Origin of the sequence: Stappia sp. WLB 29 (genome assembly GCF_023507705.1) — a bacterium.
GTDB lineage: Bacteria > Pseudomonadota > Alphaproteobacteria > Rhizobiales > Stappiaceae > Stappia.
Window position 1 is genome coordinate 127,874 of record NZ_JALBGD010000009.1, and the last position, 14,674, is coordinate 142,547.

A 14,674-nucleotide genomic window follows, 5' to 3' on the forward strand; every position below is an offset into this window, starting at 1 on the left:
ATGCAGATCGGAACCGCCAAGCACAGCTATCAGGCCGACGAGGCGCTGCTGACCACCCGGCCGCAGCGCGTGTGGATGGCCCTGTTCGCAGCAAGCCTTTGCATCGCGCCCTTCGTGCTCGACAATTACTGGCTCTATCTCGCCTGCCTCGTCGCCATCAACGTGGCCAGCGCCACCGGCCTCAACATCCTGACCGGCTATACCGGCCTCGTCAGCCTCGGCCAGGCTGCGTTCATGGCAGTCGGCGCCTATACGGTCGGCTGGATGCAGCTCAACCTCGGCACGCCCTTCCTGCTGAACCTCGTCGCCGGCGGCATCATTGCCGCGGCCGTCGGCATCGTGGTCGGCATCCCGAGCCTTCGGGTCAAAGGCCTCTACCTGGCCATCGCCACCATCGCCGCCTCTTTCATCCTGCATTTCATCTTCGTCAACTGGCAGAGCGTGACCAACGGCAACAGCGGCCTGACGCTGACGCCGGCGAGCTTCTTCGGCACGCCGCTGACGGAGTACCAGCAGCTCTATTTCGTCTTCGTGCCGATCACCGCGCTGATGGTTCTGGGCGCGGCCAATCTCTTCCGCACCCGCGTCGGGCGCGCCTTCATCGCCATCCGCGACCGCGACATCTCGGCCGAGGTGCTGGGCATCTCGCTGCTGCGCTACAAGCTCATGAGCTTTGCGATCTCGTCCTTCTATGCGGGCGTTGCCGGCGGCATGTGGGCCTATTTCTTCCGCGTGGTGACGCCGGAGAGCTTCCCCTTCGTCTATTCGATCTTCTTCCTTGCCGCGATCATCGTCGGCGGCATGGGGACGATCCTCGGCGGCATTCTGGGCGCCGTCTTCATGACCCTCGTGCCGGAGCTGCTGCGCTTCGGCATCGACTGGCTCACTCCCGTTCTTCCCAATGCGGCGGCGATGCTCTCGCCCGTCCGCACCATCGTTTTCGGCCTCCTCATCGTCGGCTTTCTCATCTTCGAGCCGAAGGGACTTGCCGAAATCGTCCAGAGATCCCGGCGTTACTTCCATCTCTGGCCCTTCAAGAAGTGAATGACCAAAAGTCACGCGATAAAACCGGAGGAAACAATGCTTAGCTTTACCAGGAGAACGCTGCTTGCCCTGTCGGCATCGGCAGCCATCGCCACCGCGCTTCCAGCCGTTGCGGCCGACGACATCGTCATCGGCGGCTCGATCCCGCTCACCGGCGTCTTCGCCTTCGCGGGCATCGGCATCGAGGCCGGCATGCAGGACTACATCAAGATCGTCAACGAGGCCGGCGGCATCCAGGGCCGCAAGCTGCGTCTCGCCTACGAGGACACCGGCTACAAGGTCGATGCCTCCGTCGCCGTGTTCAACAAGCTGACCAGCCAGGACGAGATTCACCTCTACTACGGCGACTCGACCGGCTTCGCGAAGACCATCAACGGCGAGATCGACCGCCGCGGCTCGATGATCATGGCCGGTGCGTCCTTCGCGACCGAGCTGAACGATCCCAAGGCCTTTCCGCACCAGTTCATGGCCGGCCCCGACTATTCGGAAATGACCGGCATCCTGCTGGAATACATCGCCAAGGAGAAGCCGGGCGCCCGCATCGTGCTGGTCAACTCCGACACCGAATTCGGCCGCGACCCCATCGCTGCCACCAAGGCGCGTGCCGGCGAGCTGGGCCTTGAGGTGGTGGAGGAGATCATCACCCCGCCGACCGCCGTCGACGTCTCCACCGAGGTGCTGAAGCTGCGCCGCGCCCGTCCGGACTACACCATCTTCCATGGCTACGTTCTGGCGCCGCTGCCCGAGTTCATGACCCAGGCCAAGCAGCTCGGCCTGGAGACCAAGTTCATGGGCACGTTCTGGTCGATGGACTCCAGCATCTGGGCCAAGGTCGGCGAGGCCGCCGACGGCTTCATGGGCGTCATGCCCTATCGCTACTACTACGACGAGGCCGACAACGCCCCGATGATGGACCGCATCCGCGAGATGCGCCCCGAGTACCAGTCGACGCCATACATGCAGGGCTTCCTGACCGCCATGCTGTTCACCGAGGCGGCCAAGCGCACGCTGGAGGCCGGCAAGGAACTGAACGGCGCCAACCTGAAGGCCGCGCTCAACTCCATCGAGAACTTCGACACCGGCGGCATCATCGGCGTGCCGATCTCGATCCCGGGCAACTCCATCCCGGTGGGCCGCATCTACCGCTACGACGCCAGCGCCCAGCAGATGCAGCCGGCGTCCGACTGGATCAGCGTTCAGGAGTAAGTGAGATGGCCGCGGACATCCTCCTCGAGATCAACAACATCGAGGTCGTCTACAACAAGACCGTGCAGGTGCTCCGCGGCCTGTCACTGAGTGTCGGGCGGGGCAAGATCGTCACCCTGCTCGGCTCCAACGGCGCGGGAAAATCGACGACGCTGAAGGCGGTGTCGAACCTTCTGGCGCTGGAGAACGGTGCCGTAACGGCCGGAGCGATCCGCTTCGACGGCGACGACATCTCCCGCCTGACGCCCCACGCCCTGGTGCGGCGCGGCCTCTTCCACGTGATGGAGGGGCGCCGCATCTTCGAGGACCTGACGGTCGAGGAAAACCTGACGGCGGCGACCTTCGCCCTGTCGGGGCGCGGGCTCAAGCCGACGCCCTTCGACCTCGTCTACCAGTATTTCCCGCGCCTGTTCGAGCGGCGCAACGGGCGCGCCGGCTACCTGTCGGGCGGCGAGCAGCAGATGCTGGCGATCGGACGCGCGCTCATCGCCCAGCCTTCGCTGATCCTTCTGGACGAGCCCTCGCTCGGGCTGTCTCCCGTCCTCGTCGAGGAGATCTTCACCATCATCGCCTCGATCAACCGCGATCTCGGCGTGTCCATGCTCCTGGTCGAGCAGAACGCTGCCGTCGCCTTCGCCGTCGCCCATTACGGCTACATCATGGAGACCGGCAAGATCGTGCTCGACGGGCCGACGGAGCGGCTGGTGAAGGACGACGACGTGCGCGAGTTCTACCTCGGCGCCAGCGGCGGCGAGGGCACCAAGAGCTACCGCGACATCAAGCACTACAAGCGCCGCAAGCGCTGGCTGTCCTGAGGCGAGACGACATGGCCGATTTTCCCGAACTCACCCTGCCGCAGATGCTGCGCGCCCATGCCGAGGCGACGCCCGACCGCGTGGCGGTCCTGCAGAAGGATTTCGGCATCTGGAATCCCCTTACCTGGCGCCAGTATCACGAGCGCGCCTGCGATGTCGGCGAAGGCCTTTTGGCGCTCGGGCTCGGCGAAGGTGGCCATGTCGCCATCCTGTCCGAGAACCGGGTGGAGTGGGTGCTGGCGCAGCTCGGCACCAACATCGTTGGCGGCGTCGCCATCGGCGTCTACCCGACCAGCCCGGCCAACGAGGTCGGCTACGTGCTGGAGCATTCCGACAGCGAGATCATCGTCTGCGAGGACCAGGAGCAGCTCGACAAGGTGATCGAGGTGCGCGACCAGCTGCCGAAACTGCGCCGCGTCGTGGTGATCGAGACCAAGGGCCTGCGCGGCTATTCGCAGGACTTCGTCATCTCCTTCGCCGCCATGGAGGCGATGGGGCATGCGCGCCGCACCAAGGCGCCAGCGTCCGAACGCAGCGCCTCCGCCGATCGCGGCCTCGATGACATTGCCCTGATGATCTACACCTCGGGATCGACCGGAAAGCCCAAGGGCGCGATGCTGTCCTATCGCAACCTGCGGGCCCAGGCGATCGCGATTGCCGACCGTATCGACCTCGACGCGCAGACCGTCCACCTCTCCTATCTGCCGCTGTGCCACGTCGCCGAGCAGATGGTGACGGTGATGGCGCCGATCTATCTCGGCTCGCGGATCTGCTTCGGAGAGTCCTTGCGCACCGTCCAGGAGGACCTGCGCGAGGTCGCTCCCTCCTCCTTCCTCGGCGTGCCGCGGATCTGGGAGAAGCTGCATTCCTCGATCCATATCCGCATGCTGGAGGCCGGCGGCTACCGCCGCGCGCTCTACGAATGGGCCTATCGCGCCTGCGAGCCCTTCGCCGAAAAATCCCGCGCGCAGCGCAGCCTCAGTGAGCGGGTCACCTTTGCGCTCTGCTACCTTTTCGTCTTCCGCGCCCTGCAGAACTATATCGGCCTGCGCCGCGCCCATATCGCCATGACGGGCGCCGCGCCGATCTCCCCGCGCATCGTCCGCTTCTTCCGCACCATCGGCGTGCCGCTGGTCGAGGTCTACGGCATGACGGAATCGAGCGGCGTCGCCCTCGGCCAAACGCTGGACCGCCTCGTTCCCGGGTCTGTCGGCCCGGCCGCGAAGGGCGTCGAGGCACGCGTCGGCGAGCACGGCGAATTGCTGCTCAAGGGCGATACCATCTTCGTCGGCTACTACAAGAACCCATCCGCCACCGAGAGTTCCCTGCGCGACGGCTGGCTCCACACCGGCGACGTGGTCGAGGTGGAGAACGGCGAATTCCGCATCGTCGACCGCCTGAAGGACATCATGATCACCGCCGGCGGCAAGAACCTCAGCCCCTCGGAGATCGAGAACACGGTCAAGGGCAGCCCCTACATCAAGGAATGCATCGTCATCGGCGAGGGCCGCAAATACGTGGCGGCGCTCGTCCAGATCGACTTCGAGACCGTCGCCAAATGGGCGGAGGAGAAGGGCCTGTCCTACACCAACTTCCGCAGCCTTGCCGAGAACCCGGCAGTGCGCGAACTGGTCGACACGGAGATCCGCGCCGCCAATAGCCAGCTCGCCCAGGTCTCCCACATCCGCCGTTTCCACCTGCTCATCAAGGAGCTGGACCACGACGACGACGAGGTCACCGCGACCATGAAGGTGCGTCGCTCCAGCATCCAGACCAAATATGCCGGAGAGATCGCCAGCCTCTATCCGACCGGCTGACGCATCCCCGCCCCGGATCCAACGGAGCCCGACACCCCGACATGCCCGACGCCCTGATCTACGACCACCTGCGCACGCCGCGCGGCCGGGGAAAGCCGGACGGCGGCCTGCACGAGGTAACGCCGATCCGCCTTGCCACCACCGTGCTGGAGGCGGTGCGCGAGCGCAACGCGCTCGACACCGCCCTCGTCGACGACGTGGTGATGGGCATCGTCATGCCGGTGGGCGAGCAGGGCCAGTGCCTGCCGCGCGTTGCCGCCATCGCCGCCGGCTATGCGGAAGAGACCGCAGGCGTCCAGATCAACCGGTTCTGCGCCTCGGGTCTCGAGGCCTGCAACATGGCCGCCGCCAAGGTGATGGCCGGCCAGGCCGACATGATGGTTGCCGGGGGCGTCGAATCCATGTCGCGCATCCCGATCCTCTCCGACGGCGGCGCCTGGGGCGCCGATCCGCAGGTTGCGGCCGCAACGACCTTCGTGCCGCAGGGCATCTCCGCCGATCTCATCGCCACCAAATGGGGCTACTCGCGCGAACAGCTCGACGCCTTTGCGGTGGAGAGCCACCGCCGTGCCGCACGGGCCTGGTCAGAAGACCGCTTCTCCCGCAGCATCGTTCCGGTGCACGATCGGGTCGGCGAGGTGCTGCTCGCCCGCGATGAGACCATCCGCGGCAACTCCACCGTCGAGGATCTCGGCCGGTTGAAACCGTCCTTCGCCGGGCTCGGCGAAAAGGCCGGCTTCGACGCGGTGGCGCTGGAGCGCTATCCCGGCTTTGCCGAAATCCGCCACGTCCACCATGCCGGCAATTCGTCCGGCATCGTCGACGGCGCGTCGGCTGTGCTGCTTGGCACCCGCGAGGCGGGAGCGCGCGCTGGCCTCGTCCCGCGTGCCCGCATTCGCGCCTTTGCCGAAATCGGCTCCGAGCCGACCATCATGCTCACCGCACCCTCCTTCGCGGCGGAAAAGGCGCTGAAGCGGGCCGGCATGACCGCTGCCGACATCGACCTGTTCGAGATCAACGAGGCCTTCGCGGCCGTCGCCCTGCGCTTCATCGAGGCGCTCGATCTCGACCCCGAAGCCGTCAACGTCAACGGCGGCGCCATCGCCATGGGTCATCCGCTGGGGGCAACCGGCGCGATGATCCTCGGCACCGCGCTGGACGAACTGGAGCGGACGGATCGCCAGACCGCCCTCGTCACCCTGTGCGTCGGCGCCGGCATGGGCGTCGCCACCATCATCGAACGGATCTGAGGACGCACCCGTGCTGACAAGCGAGATCGACAGCGGCGGCATCGCCCTCCTGACCATCGACATGCCCGGCCGCTCGATGAACGTCATCGACTGGGCGTTCACAGAGGCCCTGCGCGAAGAGATCGCCCGGCTCGCCGCCGATCCGGCGGTCACCGGCATCATCGTTGCGTCCGGCAAGGACAGCTTCATCGCCGGCGCCGACCTTGCCATCATGAACGGCATGACCGGTCCGGGCACCTCTCCGGCCACCGCGTCGGAGCGCATCCGCGCCATGACCGATGCCTTCCGCGCGCTGGAGACCTGCGGCAAGCCGGTCGTCGCAGCCGCCAGCGGCACCGCGCTCGGCGGCGGGCTGGAGCTGATGCTCGCCTGCCATTACCGGATCGCCGCGCGCAATCCCAAGGCCGTCTTCGGCCTGCCCGAGGTCACGCTCGGCATCCTGCCGGGCGCCGGCGGCACCCAACGCCTGCCCCGCGTCATCGGCATCGAGGCGGCCCTGCCCCTGCTGCTGGAGGGCCGCCGCCTGTCCGCGGACGAGGCGCTGTCGCTCGGCCTTCTCGACGAGCTGGCCGAGCCGGACGATCTGATTGCCGCAGCCAGGCGCGCGCTGACGGAAGGCCGTGCCCCGGCGACTGCGCCTTGGGACGGCAAGGGCTTCGCCCCGCCAGGCCCGGCCGTGACCTCCGAGGCAGCGTCGAACATCTTCCTCTTCGCCAATGCCAAGGTTCGCGCGCGCGGCCACCGCAACTATCCGGCGCTGGAGGCGATCCTCTCCTGCGTCTACGAAGGCCTGCGGCTGCCCATCGACAAGGCACTCAAGGTGGAGCGTCAGTATTTCGGCCATCTGGTCCATGGCGATGTCGCGCAGGCGATGATCCGCACCCAGTTCTTCGCCCGCCAGGTGCTTGCCCGCGAGGGCCGGGCGCGGGCGGACAAGGACGGGCCTCTTGCCACCGCCTGCCGAAACGCGCTCGACGCCGAGGCGCTTCGCATGCAGGCTGAGGGCATGAGTCCCGCCTTCATCCGCAATGCCGCCGAGGTTGTCGGCCTCTCCGTCCTGCCCGCTCTCCCCGTGGATTCGGCCCGTCCGTCCACCAATGATGCCAGCGATCGCGCGGCCCTGCGCCCCGCCGGCCTGCGGCTTCTGCGTGCCATGGCGCTTGCCGCCGCCGCGACGCTCGACCGCGGCGACGTCGCCTCGGCGCTGGAAGCCGATGTCCACGCCATCGACGCAGCGGGCTTCCCCGTGTGGACCGGTGGGCCGCTCAGCTTGATCGACAGGCAAGGCGCGGCGGAATTTGTCGCCGCCTGCCGTGCCGACAAGCTGGAGATCCCGGTCGGCCTCGCCGTCATGGCCCGGGACGGCGGACGGTTTCATTCTGTGAAGGAGGCCGCCGCATGAGCGACGACCTGGTGCTTGCCGAGTTCGATGCCGCAACCGGTATCGCCACCATAACGATCAACCGGCCGAAGGTGCTGAACGCGCTCGACGTAGCAACCGCCCGCGCCTTCCTGCAGGCGGTGCGCAAGGCCACCACGACCAAGGGCGTGCGCTGCATCGTTCTTTCCGGCAGCGGCCGCGCCTTCATGGCCGGCGGCGATGTCGCCGCCTTCGGCAAGGATCCGGACCGCGCCGCCGAGGTCGTCCACGACCTGCTCGACGCGCTGCACCCCGCGCTCACGGCTTTGCGCGAGTCGCCCGTCCCGGTGATCGCCGCCGTGCGCGGCGTGGCGGCCGGCGCCGGCTTCAGCCTGGTGCTCGGCGCCGACCTCGTGATCGCCGAGGCCGGCGCGCGCTTCGTCGTCGCCTACGACCGCATCGGCACCTCGCCCGACTGCGGCGGCACCTGGGCGCTGCCGCGCAAGGTCGGCCGGGCCAAGGCGATGGAACTGCTGCTGCTCGGCGATGCCCTGAGCGCGGAGGAGGCCCGCGCGGCGGGCATCGTCAACAAGGTGGTGCCGGCAGAAGACCTCGACGCCGACACCCTCGCCCTGGCAACGCGCGTCGCCAGCGGCCCGACACAGGCGCAGGGCGCGGTCCGCGCGCTCGTCGATGAGGCGCTCGACCGTCCCTTCGCCGCCCATCTTGAGGCCGAACGCGCCTCCTTCATCCGCATGACCGGGACCCGCGATTTCCGCGAGGGCGTCTCGGCCTTCCTCGAAAAGCGCCAGCCGCATTTTCGCGGCGAGTGACCGGCACACCCGGCAGATACCGGAGGAATTCCGCATGACCATGCCGAAAGCATTCGACGGCCACCTCAAGGTTCCGGCGATCGCCTCGCCGATGTTCCTCGCCTCCGGCCCCGATCTTGTCGTCGCCACCTGCCGCGCCGGGGTGATCGGCACTTTCCCAGCACTCAACCAGCGCACGACCGAAGGCTACGGCGAATGGTTGAGCGAGATCGAGGATCGCCTGTCGGGCCATGCCGATGCAGCCCCCTACGGCGTCAACCTGATCGTCCACCGCAGCAACAAACGGCTGGAGGCGGATCTTGCGATGACCGTCGAGCGCGAGGTGCCGCTGGTCATCACCTCGCTCGGCGCCAACCCCGACGTCGTCTCCGCCGTCCACTCCTATGGCGGCCTCGTCTTCCACGACGTCATCAACCCGCGCCACGCCCGCAAGGCGGCCGAAGCCGGCGTCGACGGCATCATCGCGGTCTGCGCCGGCGCTGGTGGTCATGCCGGCACCATGAGCCCCTTTGCGCTGGTCTCGGAAATCCGCGCCTTCTACGACGGCGCCATCATTCTGGCCGGCGCCATCAACACCGGTGCGCAGATCGCCGCCGCCCGCGCCATGGGCGCGGATCTCGCCTATCTGGGCACCCGCTTCCTCGCTACCGCGGAAGCGATGATCGTCGACGACTACAAGCAGATGATCCTGGATGCGACCGCCGCCGACATCCTCTACACCCCGGCGATCAGCGGCGTGAACGCCAACTTCCTGCGCCCGAGCATCGAGCGCGCGGGCCTCGACCCGGACAATCTCGAGCATGCGGGTACGCTCGACATGGGCAGCGAGGCGAAGGTCTGGAAGAATATCTGGTCCGCCGGCCAAGGCACGGGAACCATCACCGACCTGCCGCCTGCGACCGAGTTGTGCGAGCGCCTCCGCGCCGAATACCGCGCCGCGTGCGCCGCCCTCGCCTCGGACCCTTACGCCTGAGGCAGGGCAACGAGCCCCTTACGAAACAGGAACGGTCTTGGGCTTCATCACCGGCGGTTCGGGCTTGGTGATGTTTGTGCTTTCGCCTTCGGAACCGACCGGAACCAGCGTGATGTAGACCGGGTTGGGGTCATGGTCGAGCGCGGCTCCTCGCTGGTGCCGCGAACGGCGGACGCGCAGCCCGAGACCAGGACGGCGCAGGCAGTACCACCAATAAAATGCCACAGCGTGAAGCGGCCTAGGCGCCGCCCGCCAGGTCTAACCGGTATTTGCGAAAGCGCGTTCCCTCGTACTCGACTTCGCCGAGGAACCGCGCGCCGAGCCGGGCCAGCGCCGACAGGCTGCGCCGCGAGGGCGCCAGCAGGAAGGTGACATGGGAAATGCGCGGGTCCGCTTTTGCGACGTCGAGCGCCTTCGCCGCGATCCTCGAGCCGAGCCCGAACGCATCAGGCCGCAGCACGAGGCCGAAATCCCAGTCCTCGTCCTCCTTCTGGAAACCGCCCCAGCCGACATAGCACCCGTCGCACAGGATAGCCCAATGGCCGAGCCCGTCGCGCTCCCAGCACGCTTCCTTGGCGGCGATGAAGCCCTCTACCGTCTGCGCGTCCCAGCGCTCCGTCATCAGCGGCATGTGCTCGCCGACGCGCGGGTCCTGCATATGCGCCAGCATCTCCTCGCCGGAAACCTCGGTCAGTCGAACAAAGGCGATTTCGGGCAGGCCGGGGCGGCTCATGACGGGTGCGATTCCTGGGCGGGTCGGTCCGGCGGAAGGTGGCCGCCATCACGCTGTCTTGCAAGGGGCGGCGCACACCGTCCCCATCAACTGGGCGTGCACGACCCGGGCGCCGGCTAGAGCGGCCGCGTCGTCGTCACATATGCCTCGAAGAAGTCGGAGAATTTCGCGACCCGCATCGGCAGGCGCTCATAGGGCGGATAGTAGAGCGTCAACCAGATGTCCGGCGCCTGCCAGTCCGGCAGCACCTGGGCGAGCCGGCCCTTTGCCAGCCCCTCCTCGACGATGAACAGCGGCAACAGGGCGATACCCTCGCCGTTCTCCGCAAGGCGCGCCAGCAGGTCGCCGTTGTTGCCGGCGATCGTGGCGCCGGCCCGTACCCGGCGCGCGCGCCCGTCACGGCGAAGCTCCCAAGTCTCGGCCTGCGAGCGCTCGTCATAGGCAAGGCAGGAGTGGTCCGAAAGGTCGTCCGGCGTCTCCGGCACGCCGCGCAAGGCCAGATAGGCGGGAGACGCGACCATTACCCGGCGCACGAGGCACATCTTGCGCCAGATCGTCGACTTGTCGCGCGGGGCCTCGGAAATCCGGATGGCCAGATCGAAGTCGTCGGACACGATGTCGATGAAGCGGTCGGTGAGGCTGATCGACAGCGACGCCTGCGGATACTGGCTGCGGAACCCGGCGGCCACATCGGGAAGCACCTGCTGGCCGAGCGACATCGGCGCGTTGATGCGAATCGTGCCGGCCACGTCGCCGTGCTGCTCCTGCAGGTCCTCGGTGGTGCGGCGGAACTCTTCCAGCAGCGGCGCGATGCGCGCGGCATAAACCGCGCCCGCCGAGGTCAGCGACACCTGTCGCGTGGTGCGCAGGAGCAGTTGCACGCCGAGCTGCTCCTCAAGCGCACTGACCGCGCGCGTGACCGTCGGCGCCGTCATTGAAAGTTGGCGCGCGGCGGCCACGAAACTCCTGTGCTCGGCGACCGCCAGGAAGATGCGAATGTGGTCGAGATCGATCATGCTGGCGATTATTACATTAATTGCAATAATATCAGAGAAATTAATTCCATTCTCAAAAGGCCCTCCCTGCCCCATCTTCACGTCAACGGCACAAGCCGGCGACGTTTCGAGAAAGGGAACCAGCGCCATGCTCACTCAGATCAAGGGCCTGCATCACGTCACCTCCATGGCGGGCGATGCCCAGGAAAACAACGACTTCTTCACCCGCACGCTCGGCATGCGGCGCGTCAAGAAGACGGTCAACTTCGACGATCCGGAGGTCTACCACCTCTACTACGGGGACAAGACCGGCACGCCCGGCTCGGTCATGACCTACTTCCCCTTCCCGCATATCGTGCAGGGCCGTCCCGGTGCCGGCGAAGTGGGCGACACCTACTTTGCGGTTCCGACAGGCTCCCTGCCCTACTGGAAGGAGCGCCTGCCCGGCCTCGGCGTTGGCGGCCTCGAAGAGTACGACGCCTTCGGTGAGAAGCGCCTGCGCTTCAAGGGTCCGGACGGCGACGGCTTCTCGCTGGTCGAGACCAAAGACGACGAGCGCCTCGGCTGGACCGCCGGCGGCATCAATAGCAGCGAGGCGATCCAGGGCTTCCGCGGCGCGGCCTTCCGCCTGCAGGACGCCGGCGGCACGGCCGAACTGCTCCGCTTCATGAACTACCGCGAGGTGGAACGGAGCGGCAACTGGACCCGCTTCGCCATTGAGGGCGGCAACGGTGCCGATGTCATCGACATCGAGGAAGTGCCGTCCGCCGGGCATGCCCGACAGGGCGCCGGCTCGGTCCATCACATCGCCTTCGCGGTGGAGAACCGGGCGGCCCAGTTGGAGGTGCGTCAGGCCCTGCTCGACACGGGATACCAAGTCACGCCGGTGATCGACCGGGACTACTTCTGGGCGATCTACTTCCGCACCCCCGGCGGCATCCTCTTCGAGGTGGCGACCAACGAGCCCGGCTTCGACCGGGACGAGGACACCGCCCATCTCGGCGAGGCATTGAAGCTGCCGACCCGCTACGAGCAGTTCCGCGCGCAGATCGAGGACATCCTCACCCCGATCCGGGACTGACATTCCATGCCTCCGCAAGGCTCCCAAGGGCCGAGCGGAGGCCTTCTTCCTCGGCCCATCCGGGACTTAACGCCATGACGACAGATACCTATCACGCCCTGACCACGGAGCCGGCTCCCGGCGCGCCGCTGGTCTTCGCCTTCCACGGCACCGGCGGCGACGAGCACCAGTTCGCCCGCTTCGTCGAGGAAGCCCTGCCCGGCGCTGGCCTCGTTGCCCCCCGCGGCGATGTGTCGGAGCACGGGGCTCTGCGCTTCTTCCGCCGCACCGGCGAAGGCGTCTACGACATGGACGACCTCGCCCGGCGCACGCAGGCGATGGCCGGCTTCGTCGAGGCCCATCGCAAGGCCCATCCGGGCCGCCCGGTCTACGGCTTCGGCTATTCCAATGGCGCCAACATCCTGGCCTCGGTCGCCTTCCTGCGGCCGGACCTGTTCGACCGGATCGCGCTTCTGCATCCGCTGATCCCGTTCGAGCCGGCGCCCCAAGCCGGTCTTGCCGGGCGCAAAGTGCTGATTTCCGCCGGACAGCGGGATCCGATCTGCCCTCCGGCCGCGACCAGCGCCCTGATCGACTGGTTCAAGGCGCAGGGCGCGGACGTGACGCTCGCCTTTCACGAGGGCGGGCACGAATTGCGACAGAACGAAATCGACGCGCTGGTCGGCTTCCTGAAGTAGCCGCCAGCCCATCAGCCAAGGAGACGGTACGATGGTCCTGATCCACGAGAACATGAGCCGGGGCCGCACGCAGAGCGGCTGGCTCGACGCCTGGCACACCTTCTCCTTCGGCGGGTTCCGCGATCCCACCCGCATGGGCTACGCCGCCCTGCGGGTGCTCAACGAGGACCGCGTTGTTCCGGGCGCCGGTTTTTCCGAACACGGCCATTCCGACATGGACATTTTGACAATGGTCCTGTCCGGCCGGCTGCGCCACACCGACACGCTCGGCAACGAGGCTGAGATCGCAGCCGGCGAGCTCCAGCTCATGTCGGCGGGCAGCGGCATCCGCCATGCGGAGATGAACGCCTCCGACAGCGAGCCGGCCCACGTGCTGCAGATCTGGCTGATCCCGGACACGACCGGCGGTGCGCCGACCTATCAGCAGGTCGACCTGCCTGCCGCCGAGACGACGCGGGACTGGACCCTTCTTGCCAGCGGCAAGGAGGGAGAGGCGCCCTTGAGGCTCCTGTCCGATACCCGCGTGTCGCTTGCCACTCCGCGGACGGGAGACGCCACCGCCCTTCCCATCGCCACTGGACGGCGGCTCTTCGTCCATCTGGTCGAGGGCATCGCCAGCGTAGAGGGCGAGCGCCTGGTTGCCGGCGACGGATTGCAGATCGGCGAGGAGGAGATCGGCGATCTCCTCTGGCAGACAGACGGCCGTGTCCTGCTCTTCGACATGAGCGCTCGCGCCGGCAGGGCCTGAGCACGCCGCGGGCCTCACGCACTGGCCCGGTCCGGTTCGCCGGCCCGGGCCAGCTGCGAGCCAGCTGTAGGCAGAGCAAAATCCCGTTGCCACCGGCTCAGGCGCGGAAAATACTATCCAAAAGCGGCGGCAAGACCGAAAAACCTTTGTCGGCAACGCAGTACGAGGTGTCGTGATGAACGCTGTCGCACCGTCCCGCGATCGTCTTGGCTGCCGTTCAACGGACCTGGCACGAGACGAGGAACTCGCCCTGAAGGATGTCACCTTCCTGCGCAAGACCTCGCGCAGTGCAGCGCCGGTCAAGGTCGAGACGCCACCGACCGGACAGGGCCTCGTCCTCGGCATGTCGCTCGGCGACGAGCATTGGCGCGACATCCGCACCGGCAAGACGGCGCATCGCCACCACTTCCAGCGCAACAGCCTTTACCTGCGTGACTTCGAGATCGCCTACCGGGCGGAACTCGGCGGCCAGTTCGACTTCCTGCTGGTAGAGATTCCCTGGGAGCGCTTTCTCCCGCAGGACGAGACGGGGCCGCGCGTGATGCCGCGCCGGATCGATTTCGAGACCGGCACCACCGATCCGACGGTCACCCATCTGCTCTCCGCCATCCAGCCGATGCTGTCCGGCCAGCAGCCGCGCGACCAGCTCTTCATCGATCAGGTGGCAGAGGCGCTCGTCACCTATCTGCGCCATCGCTACACGACCATTCGCATCCGTCGACACCGGCGCCAGCGCAGCCCTTCCGCCCTGATCCGACAAGCGCTGGAGATCCTGCGCGAGTCACTCGACGGGAACGTCTCGCTCGACGACATCGCGCGGCGCTGCAATGTCTCGCGCTCGCATTTCTATCAGGTCTTCCGTCAGGAACTCGGCTGCACGCCGCACGAATGGCTGATGCGCATGCGCATCGAGCAGGCACGCTCCATGCTGTGCCGACCGAACCTGACGCTGGCCGAGATCGCCGCCCAATGCGGCTTCGCCGACCAGAGCCACTTCACACGCGCCTTCGGCCGCCGCTTCGGCCTGTCGCCGGGGCGCTGGCGGGCGGAGCACGGCGCTGCAAGCTCGAGAGAACCGGCCTCGGGATAGATAGAGTCCCGGACAATCCTTCAACTCCGAGGCGACGGGCATTCAAGACAGT

Annotated in this window: 15 protein-coding genes; 12 read left to right on the top strand and 3 right to left on the bottom strand. The window is 67.2% G+C overall.

Going from position 1 to position 14,674, the window contains the following annotated elements; all coding sequences use genetic code 11:
- Genes MNI96_RS16815 through MNI96_RS16850 form a run of 8 tightly spaced genes read left to right on the top strand, consistent with a single transcriptional unit; the run spans position 1 to position 9,298 of the window.
- Positions 1-1,044: a branched-chain amino acid ABC transporter permease gene (locus tag MNI96_RS16815; RefSeq protein ID WP_249695032.1), complete on the top strand. Its 1,044-nt coding sequence runs from the start codon at positions 1-3 to the stop codon at positions 1,042-1,044.
- A 36-nt stretch (positions 1,045-1,080) separates the two neighbouring features.
- On the top strand, positions 1,081-2,250 hold the full coding sequence (locus MNI96_RS16820; RefSeq protein ID WP_249695035.1) for an ABC transporter substrate-binding protein: 1,170 nt from the start codon (positions 1,081-1,083) through the stop codon (positions 2,248-2,250).
- 5 nt (positions 2,251-2,255) lie between these two features.
- Entirely contained in the window at positions 2,256-3,065 is an 810-nt protein-coding gene (locus MNI96_RS16825) for an ABC transporter ATP-binding protein (RefSeq protein ID WP_249695037.1), read from the top strand.
- 11 nt (positions 3,066-3,076) lie between these two features.
- Entirely contained in the window at positions 3,077-4,882 is a 1,806-nt protein-coding gene (locus MNI96_RS16830) for an AMP-dependent synthetase/ligase (RefSeq protein WP_249695039.1), read from the top strand.
- A 41-nt stretch (positions 4,883-4,923) separates the two neighbouring features.
- Positions 4,924-6,132: an acetyl-CoA C-acetyltransferase gene (locus MNI96_RS16835; protein ID WP_249695041.1), complete on the top strand. Its 1,209-nt coding sequence runs from the start codon at positions 4,924-4,926 to the stop codon at positions 6,130-6,132.
- Between the two features lie 10 nt (positions 6,133-6,142).
- Positions 6,143-7,534: an enoyl-CoA hydratase-related protein gene (locus tag MNI96_RS16840; RefSeq protein WP_249695043.1), complete on the top strand. Its 1,392-nt coding sequence runs from the start codon at positions 6,143-6,145 to the stop codon at positions 7,532-7,534.
- Positions 7,531-8,325, top strand: a complete 795-nt coding sequence (locus tag MNI96_RS16845) for an enoyl-CoA hydratase/isomerase family protein (protein ID WP_249695045.1) — start codon at positions 7,531-7,533, stop codon at positions 8,323-8,325. The genes MNI96_RS16840 and MNI96_RS16845 overlap by 4 nt, the downstream gene beginning before the upstream one ends.
- A gap of 34 nt (positions 8,326-8,359) precedes the next feature.
- Entirely contained in the window at positions 8,360-9,298 is a 939-nt protein-coding gene (locus MNI96_RS16850; RefSeq protein ID WP_249695047.1) for an NAD(P)H-dependent flavin oxidoreductase, read from the top strand.
- Positions 9,299-9,316: 18 nt separating this feature from the next.
- Here the strand turns inward: MNI96_RS16850 and MNI96_RS16855 are convergent, their stop codons facing one another.
- The 3 genes from MNI96_RS16855 to MNI96_RS16865 all read right to left on the bottom strand — a co-directional run bounded on the left by MNI96_RS16855 (position 9,317) and on the right by MNI96_RS16865 (position 11,047).
- A complete protein-coding gene (locus MNI96_RS16855) occupies positions 9,317-9,523 on the bottom strand; it encodes a hypothetical protein (protein ID WP_249695048.1) in 207 nt (68 codons plus the stop codon).
- Between the two features lie 13 nt (positions 9,524-9,536).
- Entirely contained in the window at positions 9,537-10,031 is a 495-nt protein-coding gene (locus tag MNI96_RS16860) for a GNAT family N-acetyltransferase (protein WP_249695050.1), read from the bottom strand.
- A gap of 116 nt (positions 10,032-10,147) precedes the next feature.
- The gene (locus MNI96_RS16865) at positions 10,148-11,047 is read right to left on the bottom strand and encodes a LysR family transcriptional regulator (protein ID WP_249695052.1); all 900 of its coding nucleotides are present in this window, start codon (positions 11,045-11,047) and stop codon (positions 10,148-10,150) included.
- A gap of 127 nt (positions 11,048-11,174) precedes the next feature.
- On the opposite strand from MNI96_RS16865, the gene MNI96_RS16870 reads away from it, so the two are divergent.
- From MNI96_RS16870 to MNI96_RS16885, 4 genes are all read left to right on the top strand, one after another.
- Entirely contained in the window at positions 11,175-12,107 is a 933-nt protein-coding gene (locus MNI96_RS16870) for a VOC family protein (RefSeq protein WP_249695054.1), read from the top strand.
- 74 nt (positions 12,108-12,181) lie between these two features.
- Positions 12,182-12,784 (top strand): alpha/beta hydrolase, encoded by a 603-nt coding sequence (locus MNI96_RS16875; protein ID WP_249695056.1) that lies wholly within the window; start codon positions 12,182-12,184, stop codon positions 12,782-12,784.
- A 31-nt stretch (positions 12,785-12,815) separates the two neighbouring features.
- Complete coding sequence (locus MNI96_RS16880) at positions 12,816-13,532, top strand: pirin family protein (RefSeq protein ID WP_249695058.1); 717 nt, start codon at positions 12,816-12,818, stop codon at positions 13,530-13,532.
- A gap of 175 nt (positions 13,533-13,707) precedes the next feature.
- On the top strand, positions 13,708-14,622 hold the full coding sequence (locus tag MNI96_RS16885; protein WP_249695060.1) for an AraC family transcriptional regulator: 915 nt from the start codon (positions 13,708-13,710) through the stop codon (positions 14,620-14,622).
- Positions 14,623-14,674: the final 52 nt, after the last annotated feature.